This window comes from Microbacterium fluminis (assembly GCF_051549805.1).
In the GTDB taxonomy this organism is placed as follows: Bacteria; Actinomycetota; Actinomycetes; order Actinomycetales; family Microbacteriaceae; genus Microbacterium.
In genome coordinates, this window is the sequence record NZ_CP196042.1 from 255,785 (window position 1) to 276,971 (window position 21,187).

Sequence of the window (21,187 nt, forward strand, 5' to 3'; positions counted from 1 at the left end):
CCCCCGGTGGGCACCCGCACCCACTCGATCTGGCTGTCGCAGCTGCTGCTGGCGATCGTCGTCGTGATCGTCGTGCTGCTGGTGCAGGCACTGTCGCCCGCGACCCTCGACCTGTGGACCTTCACGATCGGCGTGTCGATGGTGGTGGTGCTCACCGCGGTCGCGCTGGCCATCCCGTGGAACCGGGTCGCGCCGATGTGGGTGCTGGCGATCCCCGCGCTGGACGCGTTGGCCGTGGGGGTCATGACGCGCGACACCACGATCGACTTCGCGTTCCTGTGGGTCTTCCCGGTCTCGTGGATCGCGATGCACTTCCCGATGTGGGCCACGGGCACGACGCTCGTCGGGATCGCCACGATGGTGATCCTCGAGGAGGCGCAGCATCCCGAGAACGCCAACGGCACCATGCGCCTCATCATCGTGACGCTCTCGCTGACGTTCATCGCGATCAGCATGCAGAGCACGTCGCGCCAGACCCGCGCGTTCAAGCGCCTGCTGCGACGCGAGGCGAGCAAGCTCAACGAGACCCTGTCGCGGGCCAAGCGCCAGGAGCGCGAGGTGTCCCGGGTGCTCGGCTCGATCGATGTGGGCGTCGTGCGCATCTCGTCCGACGGCGGACTGCTCGAGGTGAACAAGACCTACCACGACCTGTACGACATCGTGCCGAACGATCTCGCGTTCACCGCCCGCTCGGTCGAGTACGACGACTATCAGGGGTCGCCCCTCGGGCTCTCCGAGCGACCGCTCGCCCGCGCCCGAGGCGGCCAGCAGTTCCAGGACGTGCGCACGTGGCTGTTCACCTCCGACGGCACCTGGCGGGCTCTGTCGCTGTCGGCCATGAAGCTGCCTGACGACCACGGCCTCGCCGTCGGCGAGTCGCTGCTGGTCGCGCACGACATCAGCGCGATGATGACCGCCGAGAAGGGCCGGGAGAGCATCGCGGCCCGGGTCTCGCACGAGCTGCGCAATCCGCTCACCACCATCCTGGGGTACTCCGACCTGCTGCTGGACGATCCCGCCGTCGACGCACGCGTGCGCGAGCGCGTGGAGGCGATCAACGCGGGCGCCGAACGGATGATGGTGCTGGCCAACCAGATCCTGGATGCCGGGCGCCAGGGCCGACTCGCCGAGGCCCCCCTCACCCGGGTCGACCTCGGTCGGCTGGTGGCAGAGTCGGTGGAGTCGTTCACCCCCACTGCGCAGGTGGGCGGGGTGACCCTGGTGTTCGCGGCGGCCGACGACGTCAGCGTGCTCGGAGATGCCTTCCGGCTGCGTCAGGTGAGCGACAATCTGCTCAGCAACGCCATCAAGTACACCCCCAAGGGCGGGCGGATCATCATCGACGTGCACCGCGCGTGGGGAGCGGATGCCGCAGCCGCCCCCGGCGCCGATCCCGAGGTCCACGGCGACCGCGCCGTGCTGCAGATCAGCGACACCGGCGTGGGGATGGAGCCCCAGGACGTCGCCCGCATCTTCGAGCCGTACTTCCGCGCCGCCTCGGCCGAGCAGAGCGACATCGTCGGCACGGGACTCGGGATGGGGATCGTGAAGTCCCTCGTGGAACGCCATTCCGGCACGATCACGGTGGAGAGCACGCTCGGGGCGGGCACGACCGCCACGGTCGATCTGCCCGCCGAATCGGCCGCGGCCGAATCATCGGTCGCATCCGCGGTCGACGGGCGTCCGGGGAAGGCGACCGCCGATGCGTGACGCGACCGAGTTCTTCGTCGTGGTTCCCAACGACATCGTCATCGCCCAGACCACCGTGGTGACCTCGTGCCTGGCTCTCATGGTGTGGCTGGGCCTGCTCGGTCGCCCCAGCCGTGCGACGCTTCTCTGGTCGCTCGGCTTCATGCTGGCCCTGCTGGGGTCGTACGGATCGATCATCGTGGCCTCGACCGGCACGGACGTCCTGCTGCACCCCGTGGCGTTCGGGGTCATCTGCGGCGCTCCCGCGCTGATCTGGTCGGGGCTGCGGGCATCGCAGGGGCAGCGCAGTCACGCCTGGGCGGGGTTCGTGCAGTCCGGGGCGTCGCTCGCCGCGCTGTGGCTGACCACCGACACGCCGGCAGGCCCCACGGTGTTCCGGCTGGTGTTCTTCGCCGCGACACTCGGAGCGGCGCTGGGCGCCGTGGAGGTGCTGCGCGGGGCGTTCCGCGGCTCGCGGTTCGGCATCCCGCTCGTGGTCACCTCGACGGCCTTGGTGCTGCTCGCGGTCATCGGGCTCGTGGGTGCCGGGGCGGGGGTGAGCGAGGCATCCAGCATCATGTTCGTTCGCGGAGTGCTGGTCACGAGCACCGTCTACCTGATCACCGCGACGGCGTGCCTGCTGTTCCTCGCCAACCGTCGGCCCGGCGCCGACGACATCCTCGAGGCCCTCGACGCGATGTCCCCCGTGCCGCTCATGCGCGCCATCGTGCGGGAGCGGCTGCTGCGGGCGAGCGCGCGCGACGAGAGCAACTGGTCGTTCATCGACGTGCGCCTGGACGACGCGGCGGACCTGCGCGACGCGACCGGCGAGCTCACGTACGCCGCCCTCGTCGCACGCTTCGAGGACGAGGTCGTGCGCACATTCCCGAGCGACGCCGATCTGTGTCGCGTGACACCCGGGCACGTCGTGGTGTTCGTGTCGCAGGCGCCCGCCGCCGCGCGCGAGCTCGTGCGGCGACTGCTCGGGCGCATCGCCGCCGACACCGGCACAGCGACGCCGTTCCGCATGTCGGCGAGCGCCGGGATCGTGGTGGTGGATGCCTCCCTCGACACATTCGACGTCCTGATGAGTTCGGCGGCGGCCGCGGCCGAGGCCGCGCAGCTGCAGGGAGGCGACCGGTGGGTGCGCGCCGACGATGAGGCTACCGAGCGATCGCGACCGTGATCGAGTCGAACGCCGTCTGCTTCGCGTAATCGCTCGACGTCGGTGTCGCCTGCACCAGGAACTCGTAGACGAACTCCAGTGTGACGTGCGTGGCACCCTCCGGCACCGGGGCGACCGAGACCGTCTGCGAGTAGCTGTACGGATCGAGCACGAGGTACCCCGGGCTCGTCGTGGCCGTGTCGACCTGCGGGGCGAGGGGCGCGAAGGTCTCGGATTCGGATGCCGGGGTGGCGGTCATCGTGGCGCGCTGCAGGTACACCTTCTGCCCGTCGGCGGGCGTGATCGCCGTTCGCAGGGAGAGGGAGACCGGTTTGAGCGCTCCAGCGAGCCACTTGTCCATCGAAAGCGTCGACCAGTAGTCGATGGTGACGGTGAGCGGACCGGCCGTCAGCACCCGTTTGGTCGACCCCGATGACAGGTCGTTGGGCACAGGCTGCGGGATCGCGGTGACCGTCGAGCTGGCGGTGGGCGCCGTTGTCGGTGTCGCCCAGGGCGCCGCATCACACCCCGACAGGAGGAGGGCCGAGCTGAGCAGCAGCGCCGAGGCGCCCCCGACGAGCGCGACGCGACGAAGACGGATCATGATCGTTTCGGTCCCCCGGACGGTATGGAGAGGCCAGGCGCCGATGTCTCGGCGACACGCGAAGAGCGTGCAGCCCCCTGGACGTCACACTAGCGACAAAAGCACGTCGGACCGTTCATCACCGGTCACCGGATTGCCGCCGGCGCGATCGCGCGGCGACGGCTTCCCCAGAAAGCCGCACGCGCGCGATCGGAGCAGCGAAGCAAGCCTCCCCAGACCTCGCCCGTTGCCCACGTCGAGCCGCGGGTGAGAACGGATCCGCACCGCCGGACTGACGCGTGAACAGGCTACAACGCCGCCTTGCGGCATGTCCACCGAATGGGGGACATTTGTCCCCCGAATGGGGGACACGCCGAAACGCCGGAAAATTCTTCCGCCACCCTCTTAGGGACGATCGCCGCGTAATTCCGCGGCGCGCGGGCCGGCGAGGGCCGCTCACGGCGTTGGCGAGGCGAGATTCGTGTCGAAAACCGTCCTCCGGTCGCTTATGGTCTTCTCAGGTCGACCCGACGGCCAGTGCACATCCCGAGTCGTCATCACGACGCGCGGGAGCGTCGGCGGCTCAGGCTCCCTCGCCCGCAAGAGCTACCCCCCAGCTCATCCCTGCCGCGGCGAGGGAGCCGATGTCCTCCGCGTGCCCCGCCCACGCCCAGCGGGGCCGCGCCTCACAGAGCTCTCTGAACTTGCCCCTCTATCGTCGCGAAGGTGACGATCCCTCTCGATCAGCCCGCGTTCGCCGCCTCGCTCTCCGAGATGCGGGCGCTGCGCGACCAGTTCCAGCGCTTCCTGCTCGAGTACCAGTTCGGGCTCAAAGAGGTCGAGACGAAGATCGGGATCCTGCGCGACGAGTTCCTCCACATGCACGATTACAACCCGATCGAGCACGTGTCCAGCCGCGTGAAGACGCCCGACAGCCTCGCCGAGAAGGTCGCGCGCAAGGGGATCGACCCGAGCTTCCCGTCGATCCGCCGGCACATTACCGACGTGGCCGGAATCCGACTCACCGTGAGCTTCGTCGCCGACGCCTACCGTCTGTTCGACCTGCTCACGCAGCAGGCCGACATCACCGTGCGCGAGGTGAAGGACTACATCGCGGAGCCCAAGGGCAACGGCTACAAGAGCCTGCACGCGATCGTGGAGGTGCCGGTCTACCTCTCGACCGGACCGGTCGCGGTGCCCGTGGAGGTGCAGTTCCGCACCATCGCGATGGACTTCTGGGCCAGCCTCGAGCACAAGATCTACTACAAGTTCGACCGCCAGGTGCCGACGCACCTGCTGGACAGCCTGAAGGAGGCCGCCGACACGGCCGCCGAGCTCGATGCGCGCATGGAGCGGCTCCACCGCGAGGTGCACGCCACGCCCCCGTTCCCGGCGATCGAGATCTGACCGCTCGTCGGGCGCGACGACGGCGTCAGGCGACGCTGACGGCCGTCTCGGCGGGATGCCGCGCCGTCACGAGGATCGGCAGGTGGTCGCTCAGCCCCTGCGGGAGCGTGCGCACCTGGTCGATCGCGAAACCCACCGACGTGGCGAAGTCGTAGTGGCCGCGGAAGAACTTGTACCGGGTGTAGGTGCGCGAATCGCTCAGCGACAGCTCGTAGCCCTGCTCGCGCACCTTCTGCCCGAGGTTCTCCTTGAAGACCGGGTAGTTGTAGTCGCCGACCATGAGCGCCGGCAGTCCCTCGCCCAAGGTGCCGAGCTCGGCGAGCGCCGTGCGGATCTGATGCCGTCTCAGCGAGTTCAGTGCCGTCAGCGGCGCCGCGTGGAACGACGCGACCACGAAATCGCGGCGGTCGTCGATGTCGTGCAGCCGCACCCCCAGCATCCGCTCCTCGGCGGGCTTGAGCACGTAGTCGTGCAACGACTTCTTCAGCGCGATCGAGCGCACCTCGACGGCGCGGTAGGCGTTCTCGCGGTAGTAGACGGCGAGACCGAGACGGTTGCGGTTGGTCGCGTCGGCCAGCCGCAGCCCGCCGATGCGGTCGGGGATGTCGGTGGTGTCGGCCTCCTGCACGCACAGCACGTCGGCGTTGTGCCGCTCGACGAGCTCGACGAGCTCGACGGCGGCGCGGTGCTTGCGGAGGTTGTAGGAGATGACCTTCATGACGCCCCCAGCCTAGGACGGCCCGCCCTCGCGCCGTCCCCCTCTTGACAGATGCACAGGGAGGCGACGGATGCCGCGCTACTCCCGATCCCGCCGCGCGCGGGTCTGCTCGGCGCGCGCGGCGAGCAGACCGTCGTCGGGATACCCCACCTCGGTCAGCGTGAGGCCGCGCGCGGCCAGCACCTTCACTTCGGGGGTGCGCTCGAGCGCGTCGCGGATGCCGGCGAGGTCGGCGACGCCCAGGCGCCCTTCCCCGACCGCGACGCAGCCGCCCACGAGCGCGCGCACCATGCTGTGGCAGAACGCGTCGGCGCGCACGTGCGCCACCAGGACCCCGGCGACGTCGCGCCGCCAGTCGAACTCGAGCAGTGTGCGGATGGTCGTGGCCTCTTCCCGCGGCTTGCAGTAGGCGGCGAAGTCGTGCAGTCCGATCAGGGAGCGTGCCGCGGCATCCATCGCCTGCACGTCGAGCGCGCCGCGCACGTTCGCGGTGCGATGCCGCTCGAGGGGGTCGTAGCCGGTGCCGGCGTCGGCCAGGCGGTACTCGTAGCGGCGCCACACGGCCGAGAAACGCGCGTCGAAGCCCGCGGGGGCCTCACGGGTCGCGGTGACCGTCACGTCCGCGTACGCGCCCAGCACGCCCGCGACGCGGCGGGCGAGCGCGGCGACGGGATCGGATGCCTCGCCCCGCCCGCGTCGCGCCAGCAGCCGCTCGCGCTGCGCGTCGTCGAGGTCGACGTGGGCGACCTGTCCGGACGCGTGCACCCCCGAGTCGGTGCGCCCGGCCACGACGAGCCGAGGGGTGCCGCCGAGGATGCGGGCGAGGGCGTCCTCGAGCGTGGCCTGCACCGTGCGGTGGCCGGGTTGCCGCGCCCAGCCCCGGAAGTGCGTGCCGTCGTAGGCGATGTCGAGGCGGATCCGCACCTCCCCAGGGTAGTCCGCCGGTCGACCGGACCCGGCGGGCGGCGACACGCCCGGCGACTGGGCGATCGGCGCCGTCCCCCGTAAGCTTGCTGGTCGCTTCCCCCCTGATGATGACCTCACCGATGCCTCGTGACCCCGCCGCCCGGATCTCCGGGCTCGACGGCCTGCGCGCTCTCGCCGTGGCCCTCGTCGTCGTCTACCACCTCTTCCCGGGGTGGTTGCTGAAGGGCGGATTCGTCGGGGTCGACGTCTTCTTCGTGATCAGCGGATTCCTCATCACGACGCTGCTGCTGCGCGAGCGCGAGGCATCCGGTCGGATCGGACTGAGACGGTTCTGGCAGCGCCGCGCCCGCCGCCTGCTGCCCGCGCTCGCGGTCCTCGTGACCGTGTGCTCGACCGCCGCCTGGGCCCTGGGCGGCGATGTGCTCGTGCGCCTCGGCGAGCAGGTGCTCGGGGCCGCGACGTTCTCGTACAACTGGGTCTCCATCGCCGGCGGCTCGGGCTACTTCTCGGCGACCGCGCCCGAGCTCTTCCGCAACCTGTGGTCACTCGCCGTGGAGGAGCAGTTCTACGTGCTCTGGCCGCTGCTGATGCCGCTGTTCCTGCTGCTTCCGCGGGCGTGGGGCCGGACGGCTGCGGCGGTGCTCCTCGCGGGCGTCTCGGCCGCGTGGACGACCGTGCTGGCCACCTCCGGCGCCGACCTCACGCGCGTCTACTTCGGCACCGACACGCACGCTTTCGGGCTTCTGCTGGGCGTGGGGCTCGCCTTCGGGCTGCAGCGGCTCCTGACCGCGCCTCCGGCGTGGGCGGGGCGGGGCGTGGTGCGCACCGGGGCGGCCATCGCCGGGGCTGGGGCCGTGGCGGGATTGGTCGCCGTGTCGACGGTCGCGCCGAGCCTCACCGCCTGGACGTTCCCCGGCGCCACCGGTGCGGCGTCGGTGCTGTCGGCCGTGGCGATCGCGTGCGCGGTGCTCCCGGGCTCGTGGTTCGGACGGGCCGTCGACACGATGCCGCTGCGGTGGGTCGGCGATCGGTCCTACGGCATCTACCTGTGGCATTGGCCCCTCCTGGTGCTCCTGATGGCGGCGACGGGGCACGGCGCGGGCGGCGCGGTGCCGCTCGAGGTCGGCGCGACGGCGCTCGCGCTCACCCTCGTGATGGCCGAGCTGTCGTATCGCGGGGTCGAGCGACCTGTGCGCCGGCACGGGTTCCGCGGCGCCCTCGCGCTGCTGCGCGGCCGGGTCGCGGGCCCTCCGCTGGCAAGACTCGGCGCCCTGATCGCGATCGCCGCCGCGGCCGTCGCCCTCGGCGGCACCTCAGCGGCCATCGCCCTCGCGCCCGACGTGTCGTCGGGCCAGTCCGCGATCGAGGCGGGTGCGGCGGCGCTGGGCGAGGCATCCGATCCTCCCGCAGACGGATCGACGGATGCCTCGTCCCCCTCGCCGCTCGAGGCCTCCGGGGCCCCGACGCCCGGTCCCTCGCCGACCCTCGTCACCGGCGACGAGATCACCGCGGTCGGCGACTCGGTCATGCTCGCCTCCGCACCGGCGCTGCTCTCCCGCTACCCCGGGATCGAGGTGGATGCCGCGGTGTCGCGGTCGATGTGGGCCGGACCCGACATCCTGCGCGGGCTGGCCGACTCCGGCCGGCTGCGGCCGTTCGTCGTGATCGGTCTGGGCACCAATGGGCCCATCGACGTCGCGACCCTCGACGAGATCACCCGGATCTGCGGGCCGGACCGCCAGGTGGTGCTCGTCAACGCCTTCGCGCCGCGCGACTGGATCCCCGGTGTCAACGCCGAGCTCGCGACGTTCGCCGACGCCCGCCCGGGCGTGCAGCTGGCCGACTGGTCGGGCGCCATCGCCCCGCACAAGGACCTGCTCGCGCAGGACGACATCCACCCCGGCGACGCCGGCGGGCGCATCTTCGCGGACGCCGTGGCGACCGCCGTCGACGACGTCGAGGCCGAGCGCGCGCAGCGCGCCCACGACAGGGACCTCCTCCGCGCCCGGTGGGAGCCGCGCCTCACCGCGGGGGGCTGAACGGCGGGACGGAGTCGCTCCTCACACGCCCCGCACGATGGGTTGCCCCGAGCTCCTCGGCGGAGACCATCTCTGAGCGGCATTGAACCTCTCGCTCACACGACAGGCGGGCTGCCGGATACTCGCCGGCTCCACCCGGCCCACCGCACTCGCGCGCCGACGCAGATCGGCGGTCGATCCCCCTCCATGTGTCGTGTGAGCAAGAGCTTCAACGCCCTCCACATCGCGTGAGCGGGAGGTTCAACGCCTGCCATATCGCGTGAGCGGGAGGTTCAACGCCTGCCATATCGCGTGAGCGGGAGGTTCAACGCCACTGAGAGACCATTCCGACCGACGTAGCCGCCGACCAACCCTCGCCAAGCGAATCCGGGAGCTCACTCTCCGTACCTCGTGAGCGGGAGGTTCAACGCCGCTGAGAGACCATTCAGCCCGACGTAGCCGCCGACCGACCCTCGCCGTGGCAAGATCCGGTAGCCCACCCTCCGTGCCGCGTGAGCGGGAGGTTCATCACGGCTCAGAGACAGTGCCGGCCGGCAGCAGCGGGCGCCACGCGTCGACCGACCCGCCAGAATGCGGAACCCGCGACCCCGGAGAGGGGCCGCGGGTTCCGCGGGTGCACAGGGTGGCCGGTGTTACTCGGCCTTCTTCTCCTCGGCCTCGGCTTCGGCGGCCTCAGCCGGAGCCTCGACGGCCTCGTCGGCGGCGGCCTCGTCGGCGACGGGCGCCTCCTCGACAGCAGCGTCCTCGGCAGCAGCCTCATCGGCGGCAGGAGCCTCGGTCTCGACGACGGCAGCCGGAGCGGCCGCGGCGGACTTCTTCGCCGACTTCGGCTTCGGGTTCACCGGCTCGAGCACGAGCTCGATGACGGCCATCGGGGCGTTGTCGCCCTTGCGGTTGCCGACCTTGGTGATGCGCGTGTAGCCACCCTCACGGTCCGCGACGAGCGGAGCGATCTCGGTGAACAGCACGTGCACGACCTCCTTGTCGCCGATCACCGACAGGACGCGGCGGCGGGCGTGGAGGTCACCCCGCTTCGCGAACGTGATCAGTCGCTCGGCGAGCGGACGCAGGCGCTTGGCCTTGGTCTCGGTCGTCTTGATCGACTTGTGGGTGAACAGCGCAGCGGCGAGGTTCGCAAGCAGCAGGCGCTCGTGGGCGGGGCCGCCGCCGAGGCGGGGACCCTTCGTGGGCTTAGGCATTCTCAGTTACTCCAGGGTGAAAGTCGATCGCGGGATCAGACGGTCTCGTCGTCGTAGCCGCCGTAGAAGTGCGCACCGTCGAACCCGGGGACCGAGTCCTTCAGCGACAGTCCCAGCGAGATGAGCTTGTCGCGCACCTCGTCGACCGACTTCTGACCGAAGTTGCGGATGTTCATCAGCTGCGTCTCGGAGAGGGCGACCAGCTCCGACACCGTGTTGATGCCCTCGCGCTTGAGGCAGTTGTACGAACGCACCGACAGGTCGAGGTCTTCGATCGGCATCGACAGCTCGTTCGAGAGCACCGTCTCGACCGGCGCGGGGCCGATCTCGATGCCCTCGGCCTCGACGTTCAGCTCGCGGGCGAGGCCGAACAGCTCGGTGAGCGTGCGACCGGCGGACGCGACGGCGTCGCGCGGCGCGATCGAGGACTTCGACTCGACGTCCAGCACGAGCTTGTCGAAGTCGGTGCGCTCACCGGCACGCGTGGCATCCACGCGGTACGACACCTTCAGCACCGGCGAGTAGATCGAGTCGATCGGGATCTGGCCCGCCTCGGCGTACTCGTTGCGGTTCTGCGTGGCCGAGACGTAGCCGCGGCCACGCTCGATCGTGAGCTCGAGCTCGAACTTCGCGGTGTCGTTCAGGGTCGCGATGACCAGCTCGGGGTTGTGCACCTCGACACCGGCGGGCGCGGAGATGTCGGCGGCGGTGACCTCACCGGAGCCGGTCTTGCGCAGGTACGCGGTGATGGGCTCGTCGCGCTCGCTGGAGACGACCAGCTGCTTGATGTTGAGGATGATCTCGGTGACATCCTCCTTGACACCCGGGATGGTGCTGAACTCGTGGAGGACGCCGTCGATGCGGATCGACGTCACGGCGGCACCGGGGATGGACGACAGGAGGCTGCGACGCAGCGCATTGCCGATCGTGTAACCGAAGCCGGGCTCGAGCGGCTCGATGACGAAGCGGCTGCGGAACTCCCCGATCTTCTCCTCGGTCAGAGTGGGACGCTGTGCGATGAGCACTATGTGTTCCTTTCGATCACGTGCCCGCTATATGACACGTGCGGTGGGTGAGGTGTTGAGTTTTACTCGATCGGATGCCGGTGGCCCCGGCATCCGGAAGCGTGACGGCCCTTCGGCAGACCCGGAGCACCGGATCTGCCGAAGGGCGACGTGTCAGACGCGGCGGCGCTTCGGCGGACGGCAGCCGTTGTGGGCCTGCGGCGTCACGTCGTTGATCGAGCCGACCTCGAGGCCGGCGGCCTGCAGCGAGCGGATCGCGGTCTCGCGGCCCGAACCCGGACCCTTCACGAAGACGTCGACCTTCTTGACGCCGTGCTCCTGCGCCTGACGCGCAGCGGACTCGGCGGCCATACCGGCGGCGTACGGGGTCGACTTGCGCGAGCCCTTGAAGCCGACGCCACCCGAGGAGGCCCAGCTGATGACGGCGCCCGAGGGGTCGGTGATCGAGACGATCGTGTTGTTGAACGTCGACTTGATGTGGGCCTGGCCCAACGCGATGTTCTTCTTCTCCTTGCGGCGCGGCTTGCGCGCAGCGGTCTTGGCCTGTGCCATGTGCGTTCTCCTGAATCCTGACGCTCAGCCCGAGGCTTAGCGCGCCTTCTTCTTGCCGGCGACGGTGCGCTTGGGACCCTTGCGCGTGCGGGCGTTGGTCTTGGTGCGCTGTCCGCGCACGGGGAGGCCGCGGCGGTGGCGGATGCCCTCGTAGGAGCCGATCTCGACCTTGCGGCGGATGTCGGCGGCGACCTCGCGGCGGAGGTCGCCCTCCACCTTGTAGGTGCCCTCGATGTGGTCGCGGAGCGCGATCAGCTGGTCGTCGCTGAGGTCCTTGACGCGGATGTTCTCGTCGATTCCGGTCGCGGCCAGGATCTGGTCGGAGCGGGTACGGCCGATGCCGTAGATGTAGGTCAGGGCGATGACCACGCGCTTGTCGCGCGGGATGTCGACGCCGGCGAGACGTGCCATGCGGCTCTCCTAGGAGTGTCGTGGAGGTATGGAGCAGAATCGGTGCCCGGGCCTCCAGCCCGGGGTGTCCCCCCTCGCGGGGTTCTGATGCTGCCGATGATGTGTGTTCAGTTGTTCGGTCTCGATACGGCGCTGGCGCGCCTACTCGACCGTGACCCGAGTCGCATCAGATGCGGGCTTCGCTCGCATGTGATCCGACTCGCGTCAACCCTGGCGCTGCTTGTGGCGCGGGTTGGACTTGCAGATGACCATGACGCGGCCGTGACGGCGGATCACCTTGCAGTGATCGCAGATCGGCTTGACGCTCGGGTTGACCTTCATGTTGTTTCCTGTTCGCTGTCTTCGCCGGGCAGGCCGGAGCCTGGGGCGTTACTTTCCGACCGGTCTAGCGGTAGCGGTAGACGATGCGGCCGCGGGTCAGGTCGTAGGGGCTGAGCTCCACGACCACGCGGTCCTCCGGGATGATGCGGATGTAGTTCTGCCGCATCTTGCCCGAGATCGTGGCGAGGACCTTGTGTCCGTTGCTCAGCTCGACGCGGAACATCGCGTTCGGCAGGGCCTCGGAGATCACACCTTCGATCTCGATGACACCGTCTTTCTTCGCCATACACTCGCTAACGTCATGCAGACCGGCCGGTCTGCGGTGGTGGGGTTGTGGTGCCGGCTCCTGCGGATTCCTCCGTCGGACACGCCGAAACAGGCGCAAAGCACCAAAGATCGAGTGTACGTGCTATCCGCCGGACCGGCAACTCGGGCGTGTCGGGCCGCGATGGTCACCCGCGACGATGCCGCCTGCGCCACGTCGTCGCGGCCACGAGCACGCCGCCGACCAGGAGCGCCGCAGCGCCCGCGAGCAGCACGCGGGCGTCGAGCGCCGTGCCGGTCGCCGCCAGATCCTGCTTCGGGTCGCCGGCGAGGACGTTGGCGATGTCGACCCGCACCAGGGTCGAGGCATCCGTCAGCGTGAACACCCGCGGAGTGATCGACGCCGTGCGCCACGCCGCCCCGGAGGGTGGCGCGGGCGGGGCGTCCTCGACCACGGTGCACCGCGCGCCGATCGGCGCGCTGTACCGGGGGCTCGTGGTGCCGGCGGCCAGCGTCCAGGAGAACGTGCGGGTCGGACCGGCGCCGATGCAGGTCACGGTCCCCGTGAAGCGGTCGGTGTACCCGAGCCCGGCCGGATCCTCGACGGTCTTGGTCACCGTGAAGCTGCCGGAGAGCGTCGCATAGGTGTTCGTGACGGTGACCGCCACGATCGGAGCCGACGCCGCACCGATCACGAACGAGGAGGGGGTGACGGCGGCATCCGTCCACTCGGCTCCTCCCGCCGGCGCGAAGTCGCCCGGCTGGGCCGTCGGCGTCTGCTCGGTCGCCGTGCAGGCGGAGCCCACGGCGAACGAGGGCGAGACCACCGTCTCTCCCGCCGCGACGGCGAGCGACCCGCTCCCGGATCCCGGCCCGAGCGGGACGCCGGCGTCATCGAAGGCCCGACCGGCGCAGGCGTAGTCGACCGCGAACGCGCGGGTGCCGACGTATTGGCCGGGGCCGGCCACCTGCTTGGTCGCGGCGAACCGACCCAGCAGGGTGTTGGTGGCGGCGAGGGCGACCTGCGTGGGCGACGTCGGCGGCGGCACGACGAACGTGGGCGTCGTCACCGGCACCCCGTCCACGGTCCAGGTCGGCGCCGCCCAGCCGAATCCGGGGAGAACGGCGGGGTCCGTGTCGCCGACGTACATCGTGTCTTCGACGGCGGTGCACCGGGCACCCACCGGAAGTCCCCCGATGGTCGCGCTCTGCCCGGCGCGCACCGCCCACGTGATGCGCAGCACGCCCCGCACGGTCAGGTTGTCGCACGTGAGGTAGCCGCCGAACTCGCGATCCGCGGCCACGACCCCCGAGGAGGCCAGCGTCTTGGTGATCGTGACCGACCCGGTGATCTCGGGCACTTCGGGCACGCACTGGAACGGCGGCGCGATCCACGGGTAGTTGTGCAGCTCGTTGCCGACGCCGTGCATGTGGATGTCGCGGCCGTAGACGCGGCCGTTCGTGCTGGCCGTGATGTCGAGGGATGCCGCGGGGGCCACGATGCTGCCGAGGATCTGGCTCGATCCGCCGACCGACACAGCGGTCGCGTCGGGGTAGTTCCACAGCGTCCGGGAGGCGACCTCGCCGAAGAGGGGGGACGTGAGCACGTCGGCGCGCACGCCGTCGTCGGAGTAGTAGGTGTGCGTCATGGTGACCGGCGACGCTCCGGTCACGGTGATGATGACCGGCGAGGTGGCGGGTATCCCCACGAAGGCGATCTCGCTGACCGCCGACGCGTCGACGCCGGTCAGGGTGAACACCTGCACGTCGCCCGGCGCCCCCGAGCCGGTGAAGGTCGCGCGCGGGCCCGCGACGACGGTGGTGCCGGTCACCGGACGGGACGCGAAGTCGGCGGACGACGCGGCCACGAGCGCGCCGAACGACGCCCACGGAGCCGTGGCGTCGCTGCCCATGCCCTCGGTGAGCGCACCGTTGTTCAGCTCGTAGCGCGCGCTCGGGAATGCGGGGGCGGCCGCCCCACCCACGGTCACGTCGCCGCCGAGGAGCGGTCCGCCCGGCTCCCGCGCATTGGCGCCGACGTCGAGCGTGGTCGTCGCGGAGACGCTCAGCGCGCCGCCGACGGCGAGCATCGTCGAGCCCGGCGGCGGCGCGATCTGCGAGCCCACGCCGACCCATCCGACGTTCACCCGGCCGGGAGCGGCCTTGGAGAAGACCGCATCCCCCTCCACGACCACGAGGCCCTCCAGCTCGGCCGCACCCCCGTCGACCAGCAGGCTTCCGCTCGCGTGGACGGCGACGTTGGCGTCGGTCCACTGCTCGTTGTCGCCCGGCCCGCCCGGCCCGGGGACCGTCCCCGGCGGGCACACGCCCGTCGCGGCGGAGGCCGCCCCGCCGGGCATGATCCAGGGCGCGACGACCGCCCCCGCGGCGACGAGTGCCGCCGCGACGACGACGGCGCCCACGCGCCGACGGAACCGTGCGACCACGCGAGGATGCTACCGCGCGTGGTCGCCGCCCCGCCCCGCTCCTACTGGAACAGGGTCGCGAGCTGGGCGGGCTGCGGAAGGGTCGAGTTCGAGATGACCTGACCGTTGATCGCGATGGTCGGCGTGCCGATGCCGGATGATCCCGGCGCGACCGGGGTCTTGGGCGTCATCGAGGTCACGAACTTGGTATAGGTCTCTCCGGTGATGCAGGACGAGGAGTTCGATGCCCCCGCCTGCGATGCGATCGCCGCGATCTCGTCGTTGGTCAGCCCCGTCGATCCTTCCGTGGGCGCACCGGCGAACATCGCCTGCATGAACGGCATGGCGGCGGAGGGATCGTTCGCCGCGACGCAGTACATGGCGCTCGCGGCGCGCGTGGAGTACTTGGTGCCCTGCGACTGGCGATCGAGGATCGAGATCGGGTGGACGTTGAGCGTGATGGTGCCGTCGTCGACGAGGCCCTGGATCGAAGAGCCGTAGCTCGTCTCGAAGCCCTTGCACACCGGGCACATGAAGTCGATGTACGTGTCCATCGTCTTGGTCCCGGTGCCGAACGAGATCGCGCCGGTCTGCTGGTCGACGTTGGATGCCTGAGGAGCCGTGCCGGGTCCGCTGGCGGCGTTGTTGATCACCACGACGATCGCGCCGACGCCCACCAGCACCACCACGACGGCGACGCTGATCCAGATCGCGAACCAGTTCGTCTTGCGTGCAGCCGTTGCCATCTCTTCCCTATCTACTGAATCGGTGCGGGCACGACGCCGAACGGCGCCAGTCCCGCTGCCCCACCATCGGGCGCCGTGAGCACCCAGATGCCTCCATCGTGCACGGCGACGCTGTGCTCCCAATGTGAGCCGGCGGTGCCGTCGAGCGTGGAGACGGTCCAGTCATCGTCCTCGATGAAGGTCGCCTGATCGCCGATCACGACCATGGGCTCGATGGCGACGGCCAGTCCCGGCCGCACCTCCGGTCCCGGGTCGGACACGCGGTAGTTGAAGATCGATGGGGACTCGTGCATCTTGCGGCCGATGCCGTGTCCGACGTAGTCGCGCAGGATGCCGTAGTCGTGCCCGGAGTCCTCGATGTACCCCTCGATCGCCGCGCCCACCTCGCCGAGGCGCTTCGCCGACGCGAGCGCCGCGATCCCCGCCCACAGCGACCCCTCGGTCACGCGCGAGAGCTCCTCGCGCTCGGCCACCAGCTCGGGACGCGAGGCATCCGGAAGCACGACAGTGAACGCCGAGTCGCCGTTCCAGCCCTGGTACTCCGCACCGGCGTCGATCGAGACGATGTCGCCCGGCTCGAGCACGCGCGGCCCGGGGATGCCGTGCACCACCTGCTCGTTGACCGACGCGCACACCGTGTGACGGTAGCCGCGCACCATCTGGAAGTTCGACTTCGCTCCCCGTCCGACGATGACACGGGATGCTGCGGCATCCAGCTCCGCCGTCGTCACTCCGGGGGCGATCAGCGCGCGCGCCGCGTCGAGCGCGGCCGCGGTGATGAGACCCGGCTCCACCATCGCCCGCAGCTGAGCGGGCGACTTGTAGATCGAGCGGCGCAGGGAGGGCACGTCAGACGGCGGCCGCGCGGGCGAGACCCCGCGCCTCGAGCGCCGCGACGATTCGGTCGGTGATCTCGTCGAGGGTGCCGACGCCGTCGATCTCGTCGACGATGCCGCGCTCGGCGTACACCCCGAGGATGGGGGCGGTCTCGCGCTCGTAGATCGCGAGACGGTTGGCGATCGCCTCTTCGGTGTCGTCGGTGCGCCCCTGCTCCGCGGCGCGCAGCGACAGACGGGCGATGCTCTCCGCACGCGGAACGCTCAGCTCGATCACGGCGTCGAGCTGCTCGTCGCGGCCGGTGAGGAACGCGTCGAGGTCGGCGACCTGACCGAGGTTGCGGGGGTAGCCGTCGAGGAGGAAGCCGGCTGCGGCATCCGCCTGCGCCAGCCGGTCGCGCACGACCGCGCTGGTCAGTTCGTCGGGCACCAGATTGCCGGCCTCGATGAGCGCCTTCACCTGCGTGCCGAGCTCGGAGCCGCCGGCCACCGCCGCACGGAACATGTCGCCGGTCGAGACGGCCGGGATGCCGAACTGCTCCGCGATGCGGACGCCCTGCGTGCCCTTGCCCGAGCCCTGCGGGCCGACGATCAGAAGTCTCGCTGTCATCGGAGGAGCCCCTCGTAGTGGCGCTGCTGCAGCTGCGCATCGATCTGCTTCACCGTCTCGAGACCGACCCCGACGATGATGAGGATCGACGCGCCGCCGAACGGGAAGTTCTGGTTGGCGCCGACCGTGGCCAGGGCGATCAGCGGCAGCAGCGCGATCAGACCGAGGTAGATCGAGCCGGGGAGCGTGATGCGGGTGAGCACGTAGTCGAGGTACTCGGCCGTGGGCCGCCCCGCACGGATGCCGGGGATGAACCCGCCGTACTTCTTCATGTTGTCGGCGACCTCGACCGGGTTGAACGTGATCGCGACGTAGAAGTAGGTGAAGCCGACGATGAGCAGGAAGTACAGCGCCATGTAGAGCGGGTGATCGCCCTTGGTGAGGTAGTTGGTGATCCAGATCACCCATTCGGGCGCCGTCTGCCCGGCCTGCGGCTGATTGAACTGGGCGATCAGCGCCGGGATGTACAGCAGCGACGAGGCGAAGATGACGGGCACCACGCCGGCCATGTTGACCTTGATCGGGATGTAGGTGTTGGTGCCGCCGTAGGTGCGTCGACCGACCATGCGCTTCGCGTACTGCACGGGGATGCGCCGCTGCGACTGCTCGACGAACACGACGAGCGCGACCACGACGATGCCGACCGCGAGCACGAGGAGGAACGTCTCGAAGCCGCGCGTGGTGGCGATGGCCCACATCGAGGCCGGGAAGGCGGCCGCGATCGAGGTGAAGATGAGGATCGACATGCCGTTGCCGATGCCGCGCTCGGTGACCAGCTCGGCGAACCACATGATGAGGCCGGTGCCGGCGGTCATCGTGATGATCATGAGCAGCTGGGCCCACCACACGTCGTTCGTGAGGAGGTTCGTGCACTCGGGCACACCCGTGTTGCCGAACAGCTGGCCGCTGCGGGCCACCGTGACGAGAGTGGTCGACTGCAAGAGCGCGAGCGCGATCGTCAGGTAGCGGGTGTACTGGGTGAGCTTGGCCTGCCCTGCCTGCCCCTCCTTGTACAGCGTCTCGAAGTGCGGGATCACCACGCGCAGCAGCTGCACGATGATCGTCGCGGTGATGTACGGCATGACGCCCAGGGCGAAGATCGACAGCTGCAGCAGCGCGCCGCCGGAGAACAGGTTGACCAGCGACAGCAGCCCTTCGGTGCCGGAGCTCGCCGCGAGACAGCTCTGCACGTTCGGGAAGTTCACGAACGGGGACGGCACGTGCGCGCCGAGGCGGTAGATGGCGATGATCGCCAGGGTGAAGGCGATCTTCCGACGCAGGTCGGGAGTGCGGAAGACCCGCGCGATGGCGCTGAACAAGACGATTCCTCCAGAGGGGATGCGGAACGCTCGGAGCGCACCGCTTCCAGCGTAGACCAGCGGGGGCCGGAGCGTCGCTCCGGCCCCCGCGGCCACACTGCTACTTGACGGTGCCGCCCGCAGCGACGATCTTCTGCTCGGCGGAGCCGGAGACCTTGTCGACGGCGACGTGCAGCTTCACGGCGATGTCGCCGGTGCCGAGCACCTTGACCTTCTCGTTCTTGCGCACCGCGCCCTTGGCGACCAGGCCGTCGACGGTGACGTCGCCACCGGCGGGGTACAGCTCGGCGAGCTTCTCCAGGTTCACGACCTGGTACTCGACGCGGAACGGGTTCTTGAACCCGCGCAGCTTCGGGGTGCGCATGTGCAGCGGCATCTGCCCACCCTCGAACCCGGCCTTGACCTGGTATCGGGCCTTCTGGCCCTTGGTGCCACGGCCCGCGGTCTTGCCCTTGGAGCCCTCACCGCGACCGACACGGGTCTTGGCGGTGTTGGCGCCGGGGACCGGACGCAGGTGGTGGACCTTGAGGACACCCGGACGGGATGCCGGAGCATCCGTCTTCTTCGGGGCCTTCTCGGCCGCCGCCTTCGCGGGGGCCTTCTTCTCGGCGGCCGGCTTCGCAGCGGCCTTCTTGGCGGGCGCCTTCACGGCCTCCGCCTCGACAGCGTCGTTCTTCTCAGCCATCAGTCGATCTCCTCAACCTTGACGAGGTGTGCGACGGTCTTGACGTAGCCGCGCGTCTGCGCGTCGTCGGGACGCACGACGGAGTCGTTGATCCGCTTCAGACCGAGCGAACGCAGCGTGTCGCGCTGGTTCTGCTTCTCGCTCACCTTGGACTTGATCTGGGTAACCTTCAGGCGCGCGGCCATCAGACACCTGCCTTCGCAGCACGGGCGGCCTCGGCCGCTTCGGCCTCGGCACGGACGAGACGGGCGGGGGCGACCTGGTCGAACTCGAGGCCACGACGTGCGGCGACCGCACGGGGCTCCTCGAGCTGCTTCAGCGCCGCCACCGTCGCGTGGACGATGTTGATCGTGTTCGACGAACCGAGCGACTTCGACAGCACGTCGTGGATACCGGCGCACTCGAGCACGGCACGCACGGGACCACCGGCGATGACACCGGTACCGCCCGAGGCGGGACGCAGCAGCACGACACCGGCGGCCGCCTCACCCTGCACGGGGTGCGGGATCGTCGAGCCGACACGGGGCACGCGGAAGAAGTTGCGCTTGGCCTCTTCGACACCCTTCGAGATCGCCAGGGGCACCTCGCGGGCCTTGCCGTAGCCGACGCCCACGACGCCGTTGCCGTCACCCACGACGACCAGCGCCGTGAAGCTGAAGCGACGGCCGCCCTTGACGACCTTCGACACGCGGTTGATGGTCACGACACGCTCGAGGAACTGGCTCTCGTTGCGGTCGCGACCGCCACGGTCACCACGGGTCTGGCTGCGCTCGCGACCACCGCGGCGGGGCTCCCGCTCGGCGGTCGCAGCTGCGGTCTCGACCGGCGCCTCGGCGGCTGCCTGCTCGGTCACGTTGTTCTCCTTGTTGGTGGACACTGCGTCGCTCACAGGTTCAGACCTCCCTCACGGGCGCCGTCCGCGATGGCGGCGACGCGACCGGCGTAGCGGTTGCCGCCACGGTCGAACACGACGTCGGTGACGCCGGCGGCCTTCGCGCGCTCGGCGACGAGCTCGCCGACCTTGCGCGCCTTGGCGGTCTTGTCACCCTCGAACGTGCGCAGGCCGTCCTCGAGCGTCGAGGCCGACGCCACGGTGTGGCCCTTGCTGTCGTCGACGAGCTGGACGAAGACGTGGCGCGCAGAGCGGTTCACGACGAGACGCGGACGCTCGGGCGTGCCCACGACCTTCTTGCGAAGGCGCAGGTGGCGACGCGAGCGCGCGTCGGACTTGGACTTGACGGCCATGCTTACTTACCACTCTTTCCGGCCTTGCGACGAACGACCTCGCCGGCGTACCGCACACCCTTGCCCTTGTAGGGCTCGGGCTTGCGGATCTTGCGGATGTTCGCGGCCGCCTCGCCGACGGCCTGCTTGTCGATGCCGCTGACGGTCACCTTGTTGTTGCCCTCGACCGTGAGCGTGATGCCCGCGGGGGGATCGACCAGCACGGGGTGCGAGAAGCCGAGGGCGAACTCGATCGAGCCGCCCTTCTGGGCGACGCGGTATCCGGTGCCGACGACCTCGAGGCCCTTGGTGTAGCCCTGGGTGACGCCGATGATGTTGTTGTTGATCAGGGTGCGAGTGAGCCCGTGCAGCGAGCGCGACTCGCGCTCGTCGTCGGGACGGGAGACCAGGACCTGGTTCTCCTCGACCGTGACCTCGATGGGGCTGGCCACGGTGAGCGTGAGCTCGCCCTTGGGCCCCTTGACGGCGACGTCCTGACCGGCGACCGTGATGGTCACGCCGGAGGGGATGTCGATGGGAAGACGTCCGATACGAGACATGGCGGGGTCACCACACGTAGGCGAGAACTTCCCCGCCCACGCCCTTCTGCTCGGCCTGACGGTCGGTGAGGAGACCGGAGGAGGTGGACAGGATCGCGACGCCGAGGCCACCGAGGACGGTGGGGATCTCGGTCGAGCGTGCGTACACGCGCAGGCCGGGCTTCGAGACGCGCTTGATGCCGGCGATCGACCGCTCGCGGTTCGGGCCGTACTTCAGCGTCAGGGTGAGGGTCTGGCCGACGCGGGCGTCGCTGACCTCCCAACCGGAGATGTAGCCCTCCTGCTGGAGGATCTCGGCGATGTGCGTCTTGAGCTTCGAGCTCGGCAGCGACACGGAGTCGTGGTGCGCCGAATTCGCGTTGCGCAGACGGGTCAGCATGTCTGCGACCGGGTCTGTCATCGTCATGTGTTGCTTCTTTCTGTCATGAGGTTTCGGCTGCCGTTACACGACAGACGACCTTCCATGGATGCCTCGGAGCCC

At 69.8% G+C, this 21,187-nt stretch carries 24 protein-coding genes; 4 read left to right on the forward strand and 20 right to left on the reverse strand.

The genetic code is table 11. The features are described from left to right. The first annotated feature begins 6 nt into the window (after positions 1–6). Positions 7–1,710, forward strand: a complete 1,704-nt coding sequence (locus ACSJDX_RS01145) for a sensor histidine kinase (protein ID WP_438353772.1) — start codon at positions 7–9, stop codon at positions 1,708–1,710. Further along, positions 1,703–2,875 (forward strand): hypothetical protein, encoded by a 1,173-nt coding sequence (locus ACSJDX_RS01150; RefSeq protein WP_438353773.1) that lies wholly within the window; start codon positions 1,703–1,705, stop codon positions 2,873–2,875. Before ACSJDX_RS01145 ends, ACSJDX_RS01150 begins: the two co-directional genes overlap by 8 nt. Here ACSJDX_RS01150 and ACSJDX_RS01155 read toward each other — a convergent pair. After that, entirely contained in the window at positions 2,853–3,458 is a 606-nt protein-coding gene (locus ACSJDX_RS01155; RefSeq protein WP_438353774.1) for a hypothetical protein, read from the reverse strand. The genes ACSJDX_RS01150 and ACSJDX_RS01155 overlap by 23 nt on opposite strands. A gap of 753 nt (positions 3,459–4,211) precedes the next feature. Here ACSJDX_RS01155 and ACSJDX_RS01160 point away from each other — a divergent pair. Further along, entirely contained in the window at positions 4,212–4,844 is a 633-nt protein-coding gene (locus ACSJDX_RS01160) for a GTP pyrophosphokinase (protein ID WP_438355024.1), read from the forward strand. Between the two features lie 25 nt (positions 4,845–4,869). On the opposite strand, the gene ACSJDX_RS01165 is transcribed toward ACSJDX_RS01160, so the two are convergent. Together ACSJDX_RS01165 and truA are read right to left on the reverse strand one after the other, a co-directional pair. Next, complete coding sequence (locus ACSJDX_RS01165) at positions 4,870–5,562, reverse strand: endonuclease/exonuclease/phosphatase family protein (protein ID WP_438353775.1); 693 nt, start codon at positions 5,560–5,562, stop codon at positions 4,870–4,872. 78 nt (positions 5,563–5,640) lie between these two features. Beyond that, positions 5,641–6,486, reverse strand: coding sequence for a tRNA pseudouridine(38-40) synthase TruA (gene truA / locus ACSJDX_RS01170; RefSeq protein ID WP_438353776.1), 846 nt, complete (start codon positions 6,484–6,486; stop codon positions 5,641–5,643). Positions 6,487–6,608: 122 nt separating this feature from the next. On the opposite strand from truA, the gene ACSJDX_RS01175 reads away from it, so the two are divergent. After that, a complete protein-coding gene (locus tag ACSJDX_RS01175; RefSeq protein WP_438353777.1) occupies positions 6,609–8,528 on the forward strand; it encodes an acyltransferase family protein in 1,920 nt (639 codons plus the stop codon). Positions 8,529–9,160: 632 nt separating this feature from the next. Here the strand turns inward: ACSJDX_RS01175 and rplQ are convergent. From rplQ to rpsH, 17 genes are all read right to left on the reverse strand, one after another. Beyond that, the gene (rplQ, locus tag ACSJDX_RS01180) at positions 9,161–9,727 is read right to left on the reverse strand and encodes a 50S ribosomal protein L17 (RefSeq protein WP_438353778.1); all 567 of its coding nucleotides are present in this window, start codon (positions 9,725–9,727) and stop codon (positions 9,161–9,163) included. A 35-nt stretch (positions 9,728–9,762) separates the two neighbouring features. Continuing rightward, positions 9,763–10,752 carry a DNA-directed RNA polymerase subunit alpha gene (locus ACSJDX_RS01185; protein WP_438353779.1) on the reverse strand — a complete coding sequence of 330 codons (990 nt, stop codon included), beginning with the start codon at positions 10,750–10,752 and terminating at the stop codon, positions 9,763–9,765. Positions 10,753–10,905: 153 nt separating this feature from the next. After that, entirely contained in the window at positions 10,906–11,304 is a 399-nt protein-coding gene (rpsK, locus tag ACSJDX_RS01190; protein WP_363585046.1) for a 30S ribosomal protein S11, read from the reverse strand. Between the two features lie 36 nt (positions 11,305–11,340). Beyond that, positions 11,341–11,715, reverse strand: a complete 375-nt coding sequence (gene rpsM, locus ACSJDX_RS01195) for a 30S ribosomal protein S13 (RefSeq protein ID WP_438353780.1) — start codon at positions 11,713–11,715, stop codon at positions 11,341–11,343. A 204-nt stretch (positions 11,716–11,919) separates the two neighbouring features. After that, positions 11,920–12,036: a 50S ribosomal protein L36 gene (gene rpmJ, locus ACSJDX_RS01200; protein WP_005050492.1), complete on the reverse strand. Its 117-nt coding sequence runs from the start codon at positions 12,034–12,036 to the stop codon at positions 11,920–11,922. 64 nt (positions 12,037–12,100) lie between these two features. Next, a complete protein-coding gene (infA, locus tag ACSJDX_RS01205) occupies positions 12,101–12,322 on the reverse strand; it encodes a translation initiation factor IF-1 (protein ID WP_017201569.1) in 222 nt (73 codons plus the stop codon). 166 nt (positions 12,323–12,488) lie between these two features. Next, positions 12,489–14,747, reverse strand: coding sequence for a choice-of-anchor A family protein (locus ACSJDX_RS01210; RefSeq protein ID WP_438353781.1), 2,259 nt, complete (start codon positions 14,745–14,747; stop codon positions 12,489–12,491). A 41-nt stretch (positions 14,748–14,788) separates the two neighbouring features. Continuing rightward, complete coding sequence (locus tag ACSJDX_RS01215; RefSeq protein WP_438353782.1) at positions 14,789–15,472, reverse strand: DsbA family protein; 684 nt, start codon at positions 15,470–15,472, stop codon at positions 14,789–14,791. A gap of 11 nt (positions 15,473–15,483) precedes the next feature. After that, on the reverse strand, positions 15,484–16,269 hold the full coding sequence (gene map / locus ACSJDX_RS01220; protein WP_438355025.1) for a type I methionyl aminopeptidase: 786 nt from the start codon (positions 16,267–16,269) through the stop codon (positions 15,484–15,486). Positions 16,270–16,321: 52 nt separating this feature from the next. Next, complete coding sequence (locus ACSJDX_RS01225; RefSeq protein WP_438353783.1) at positions 16,322–16,918, reverse strand: adenylate kinase; 597 nt, start codon at positions 16,916–16,918, stop codon at positions 16,322–16,324. Then, on the reverse strand, positions 16,915–18,237 hold the full coding sequence (gene secY / locus ACSJDX_RS01230; protein WP_438353784.1) for a preprotein translocase subunit SecY: 1,323 nt from the start codon (positions 18,235–18,237) through the stop codon (positions 16,915–16,917). Before secY ends, ACSJDX_RS01225 begins: the two co-directional genes overlap by 4 nt. Before the next feature lie 100 nt (positions 18,238–18,337). Then, positions 18,338–18,922: a 50S ribosomal protein L15 gene (rplO, locus tag ACSJDX_RS01235; RefSeq protein ID WP_438353785.1), complete on the reverse strand. Its 585-nt coding sequence runs from the start codon at positions 18,920–18,922 to the stop codon at positions 18,338–18,340. Further along, positions 18,922–19,107 carry a 50S ribosomal protein L30 gene (rpmD, locus tag ACSJDX_RS01240; RefSeq protein ID WP_091484804.1) on the reverse strand — a complete coding sequence of 62 codons (186 nt, stop codon included), beginning with the start codon at positions 19,105–19,107 and terminating at the stop codon, positions 18,922–18,924. Before rpmD ends, rplO begins: the two co-directional genes overlap by 1 nt. Beyond that, entirely contained in the window at positions 19,107–19,775 is a 669-nt protein-coding gene (rpsE, locus tag ACSJDX_RS01245; protein ID WP_438353786.1) for a 30S ribosomal protein S5, read from the reverse strand. The genes rpmD and rpsE overlap by 1 nt, the downstream gene beginning before the upstream one ends. A 32-nt stretch (positions 19,776–19,807) precedes the next feature. Beyond that, the gene (gene rplR / locus ACSJDX_RS01250) at positions 19,808–20,167 is read right to left on the reverse strand and encodes a 50S ribosomal protein L18 (RefSeq protein WP_438353787.1); all 360 of its coding nucleotides are present in this window, start codon (positions 20,165–20,167) and stop codon (positions 19,808–19,810) included. A 2-nt stretch (positions 20,168–20,169) separates the two neighbouring features. Then, positions 20,170–20,706 (reverse strand): 50S ribosomal protein L6, encoded by a 537-nt coding sequence (rplF, locus tag ACSJDX_RS01255; protein ID WP_438353788.1) that lies wholly within the window; start codon positions 20,704–20,706, stop codon positions 20,170–20,172. Between the two features lie 7 nt (positions 20,707–20,713). Then, on the reverse strand, positions 20,714–21,112 hold the full coding sequence (rpsH, locus tag ACSJDX_RS01260; RefSeq protein ID WP_438353789.1) for a 30S ribosomal protein S8: 399 nt from the start codon (positions 21,110–21,112) through the stop codon (positions 20,714–20,716). Between the last annotated feature and the right edge of the window lie 75 nt (positions 21,113–21,187).

What these genes read in the sequence shown, in the direction of transcription:
- ACSJDX_RS01150 (WP_438353773.1), top strand. Translation starts at nt 1,703, where the DNA reads ATGCGTGACGCGACCGAGTTCTTCGTCGTGGTTCCCAACGACATCGTC.
- ACSJDX_RS01155 (WP_438353774.1), bottom strand. Translation starts at nt 3,458, where the DNA reads ATGATCCGTCTTCGTCGCGTCGCGCTCGTCGGGGGCGCCTCGGCGCTG.
- ACSJDX_RS01160 (WP_438355024.1), top strand. Translation starts at nt 4,212, where the DNA reads ATGCGGGCGCTGCGCGACCAGTTCCAGCGCTTCCTGCTCGAGTACCAG.
- ACSJDX_RS01165 (WP_438353775.1), bottom strand. Translation starts at nt 5,562, where the DNA reads ATGAAGGTCATCTCCTACAACCTCCGCAAGCACCGCGCCGCCGTCGAG.
- ACSJDX_RS01175 (WP_438353777.1), top strand. Translation starts at nt 6,609, where the DNA reads ATGCCTCGTGACCCCGCCGCCCGGATCTCCGGGCTCGACGGCCTGCGC.
- rplQ (WP_438353778.1), bottom strand. Translation starts at nt 9,727, where the DNA reads ATGCCTAAGCCCACGAAGGGTCCCCGCCTCGGCGGCGGCCCCGCCCAC.
- rpsK (WP_363585046.1), bottom strand. Translation starts at nt 11,304, where the DNA reads ATGGCACAGGCCAAGACCGCTGCGCGCAAGCCGCGCCGCAAGGAGAAG.
- rpsM (WP_438353780.1), bottom strand. Translation starts at nt 11,715, where the DNA reads ATGGCACGTCTCGCCGGCGTCGACATCCCGCGCGACAAGCGCGTGGTC.
- rpmJ (WP_005050492.1), bottom strand. Translation starts at nt 12,036, where the DNA reads ATGAAGGTCAACCCGAGCGTCAAGCCGATCTGCGATCACTGCAAGGTG.
- infA (WP_017201569.1), bottom strand. Translation starts at nt 12,322, where the DNA reads ATGGCGAAGAAAGACGGTGTCATCGAGATCGAAGGTGTGATCTCCGAG.
- ACSJDX_RS01215 (WP_438353782.1), bottom strand. Translation starts at nt 15,472, where the DNA reads ATGGCAACGGCTGCACGCAAGACGAACTGGTTCGCGATCTGGATCAGC.
- map (WP_438355025.1), bottom strand. Translation starts at nt 16,269, where the DNA reads ATGGTGGAGCCGGGTCTCATCACCGCGGCCGCGCTCGACGCGGCGCGC.
- ACSJDX_RS01225 (WP_438353783.1), bottom strand. Translation starts at nt 16,918, where the DNA reads ATGACAGCGAGACTTCTGATCGTCGGCCCGCAGGGCTCGGGCAAGGGC.
- rplO (WP_438353785.1), bottom strand. Translation starts at nt 18,922, where the DNA reads ATGGCTGAGAAGAACGACGCTGTCGAGGCGGAGGCCGTGAAGGCGCCC.
- rpmD (WP_091484804.1), bottom strand. Translation starts at nt 19,107, where the DNA reads ATGGCCGCGCGCCTGAAGGTTACCCAGATCAAGTCCAAGGTGAGCGAG.
- rplR (WP_438353787.1), bottom strand. Translation starts at nt 20,167, where the DNA reads ATGGCCGTCAAGTCCAAGTCCGACGCGCGCTCGCGTCGCCACCTGCGC.
- rplF (WP_438353788.1), bottom strand. Translation starts at nt 20,706, where the DNA reads ATGTCTCGTATCGGACGTCTTCCCATCGACATCCCCTCCGGCGTGACC.
- rpsH (WP_438353789.1), bottom strand. Translation starts at nt 21,112, where the DNA reads ATGACGATGACAGACCCGGTCGCAGACATGCTGACCCGTCTGCGCAAC.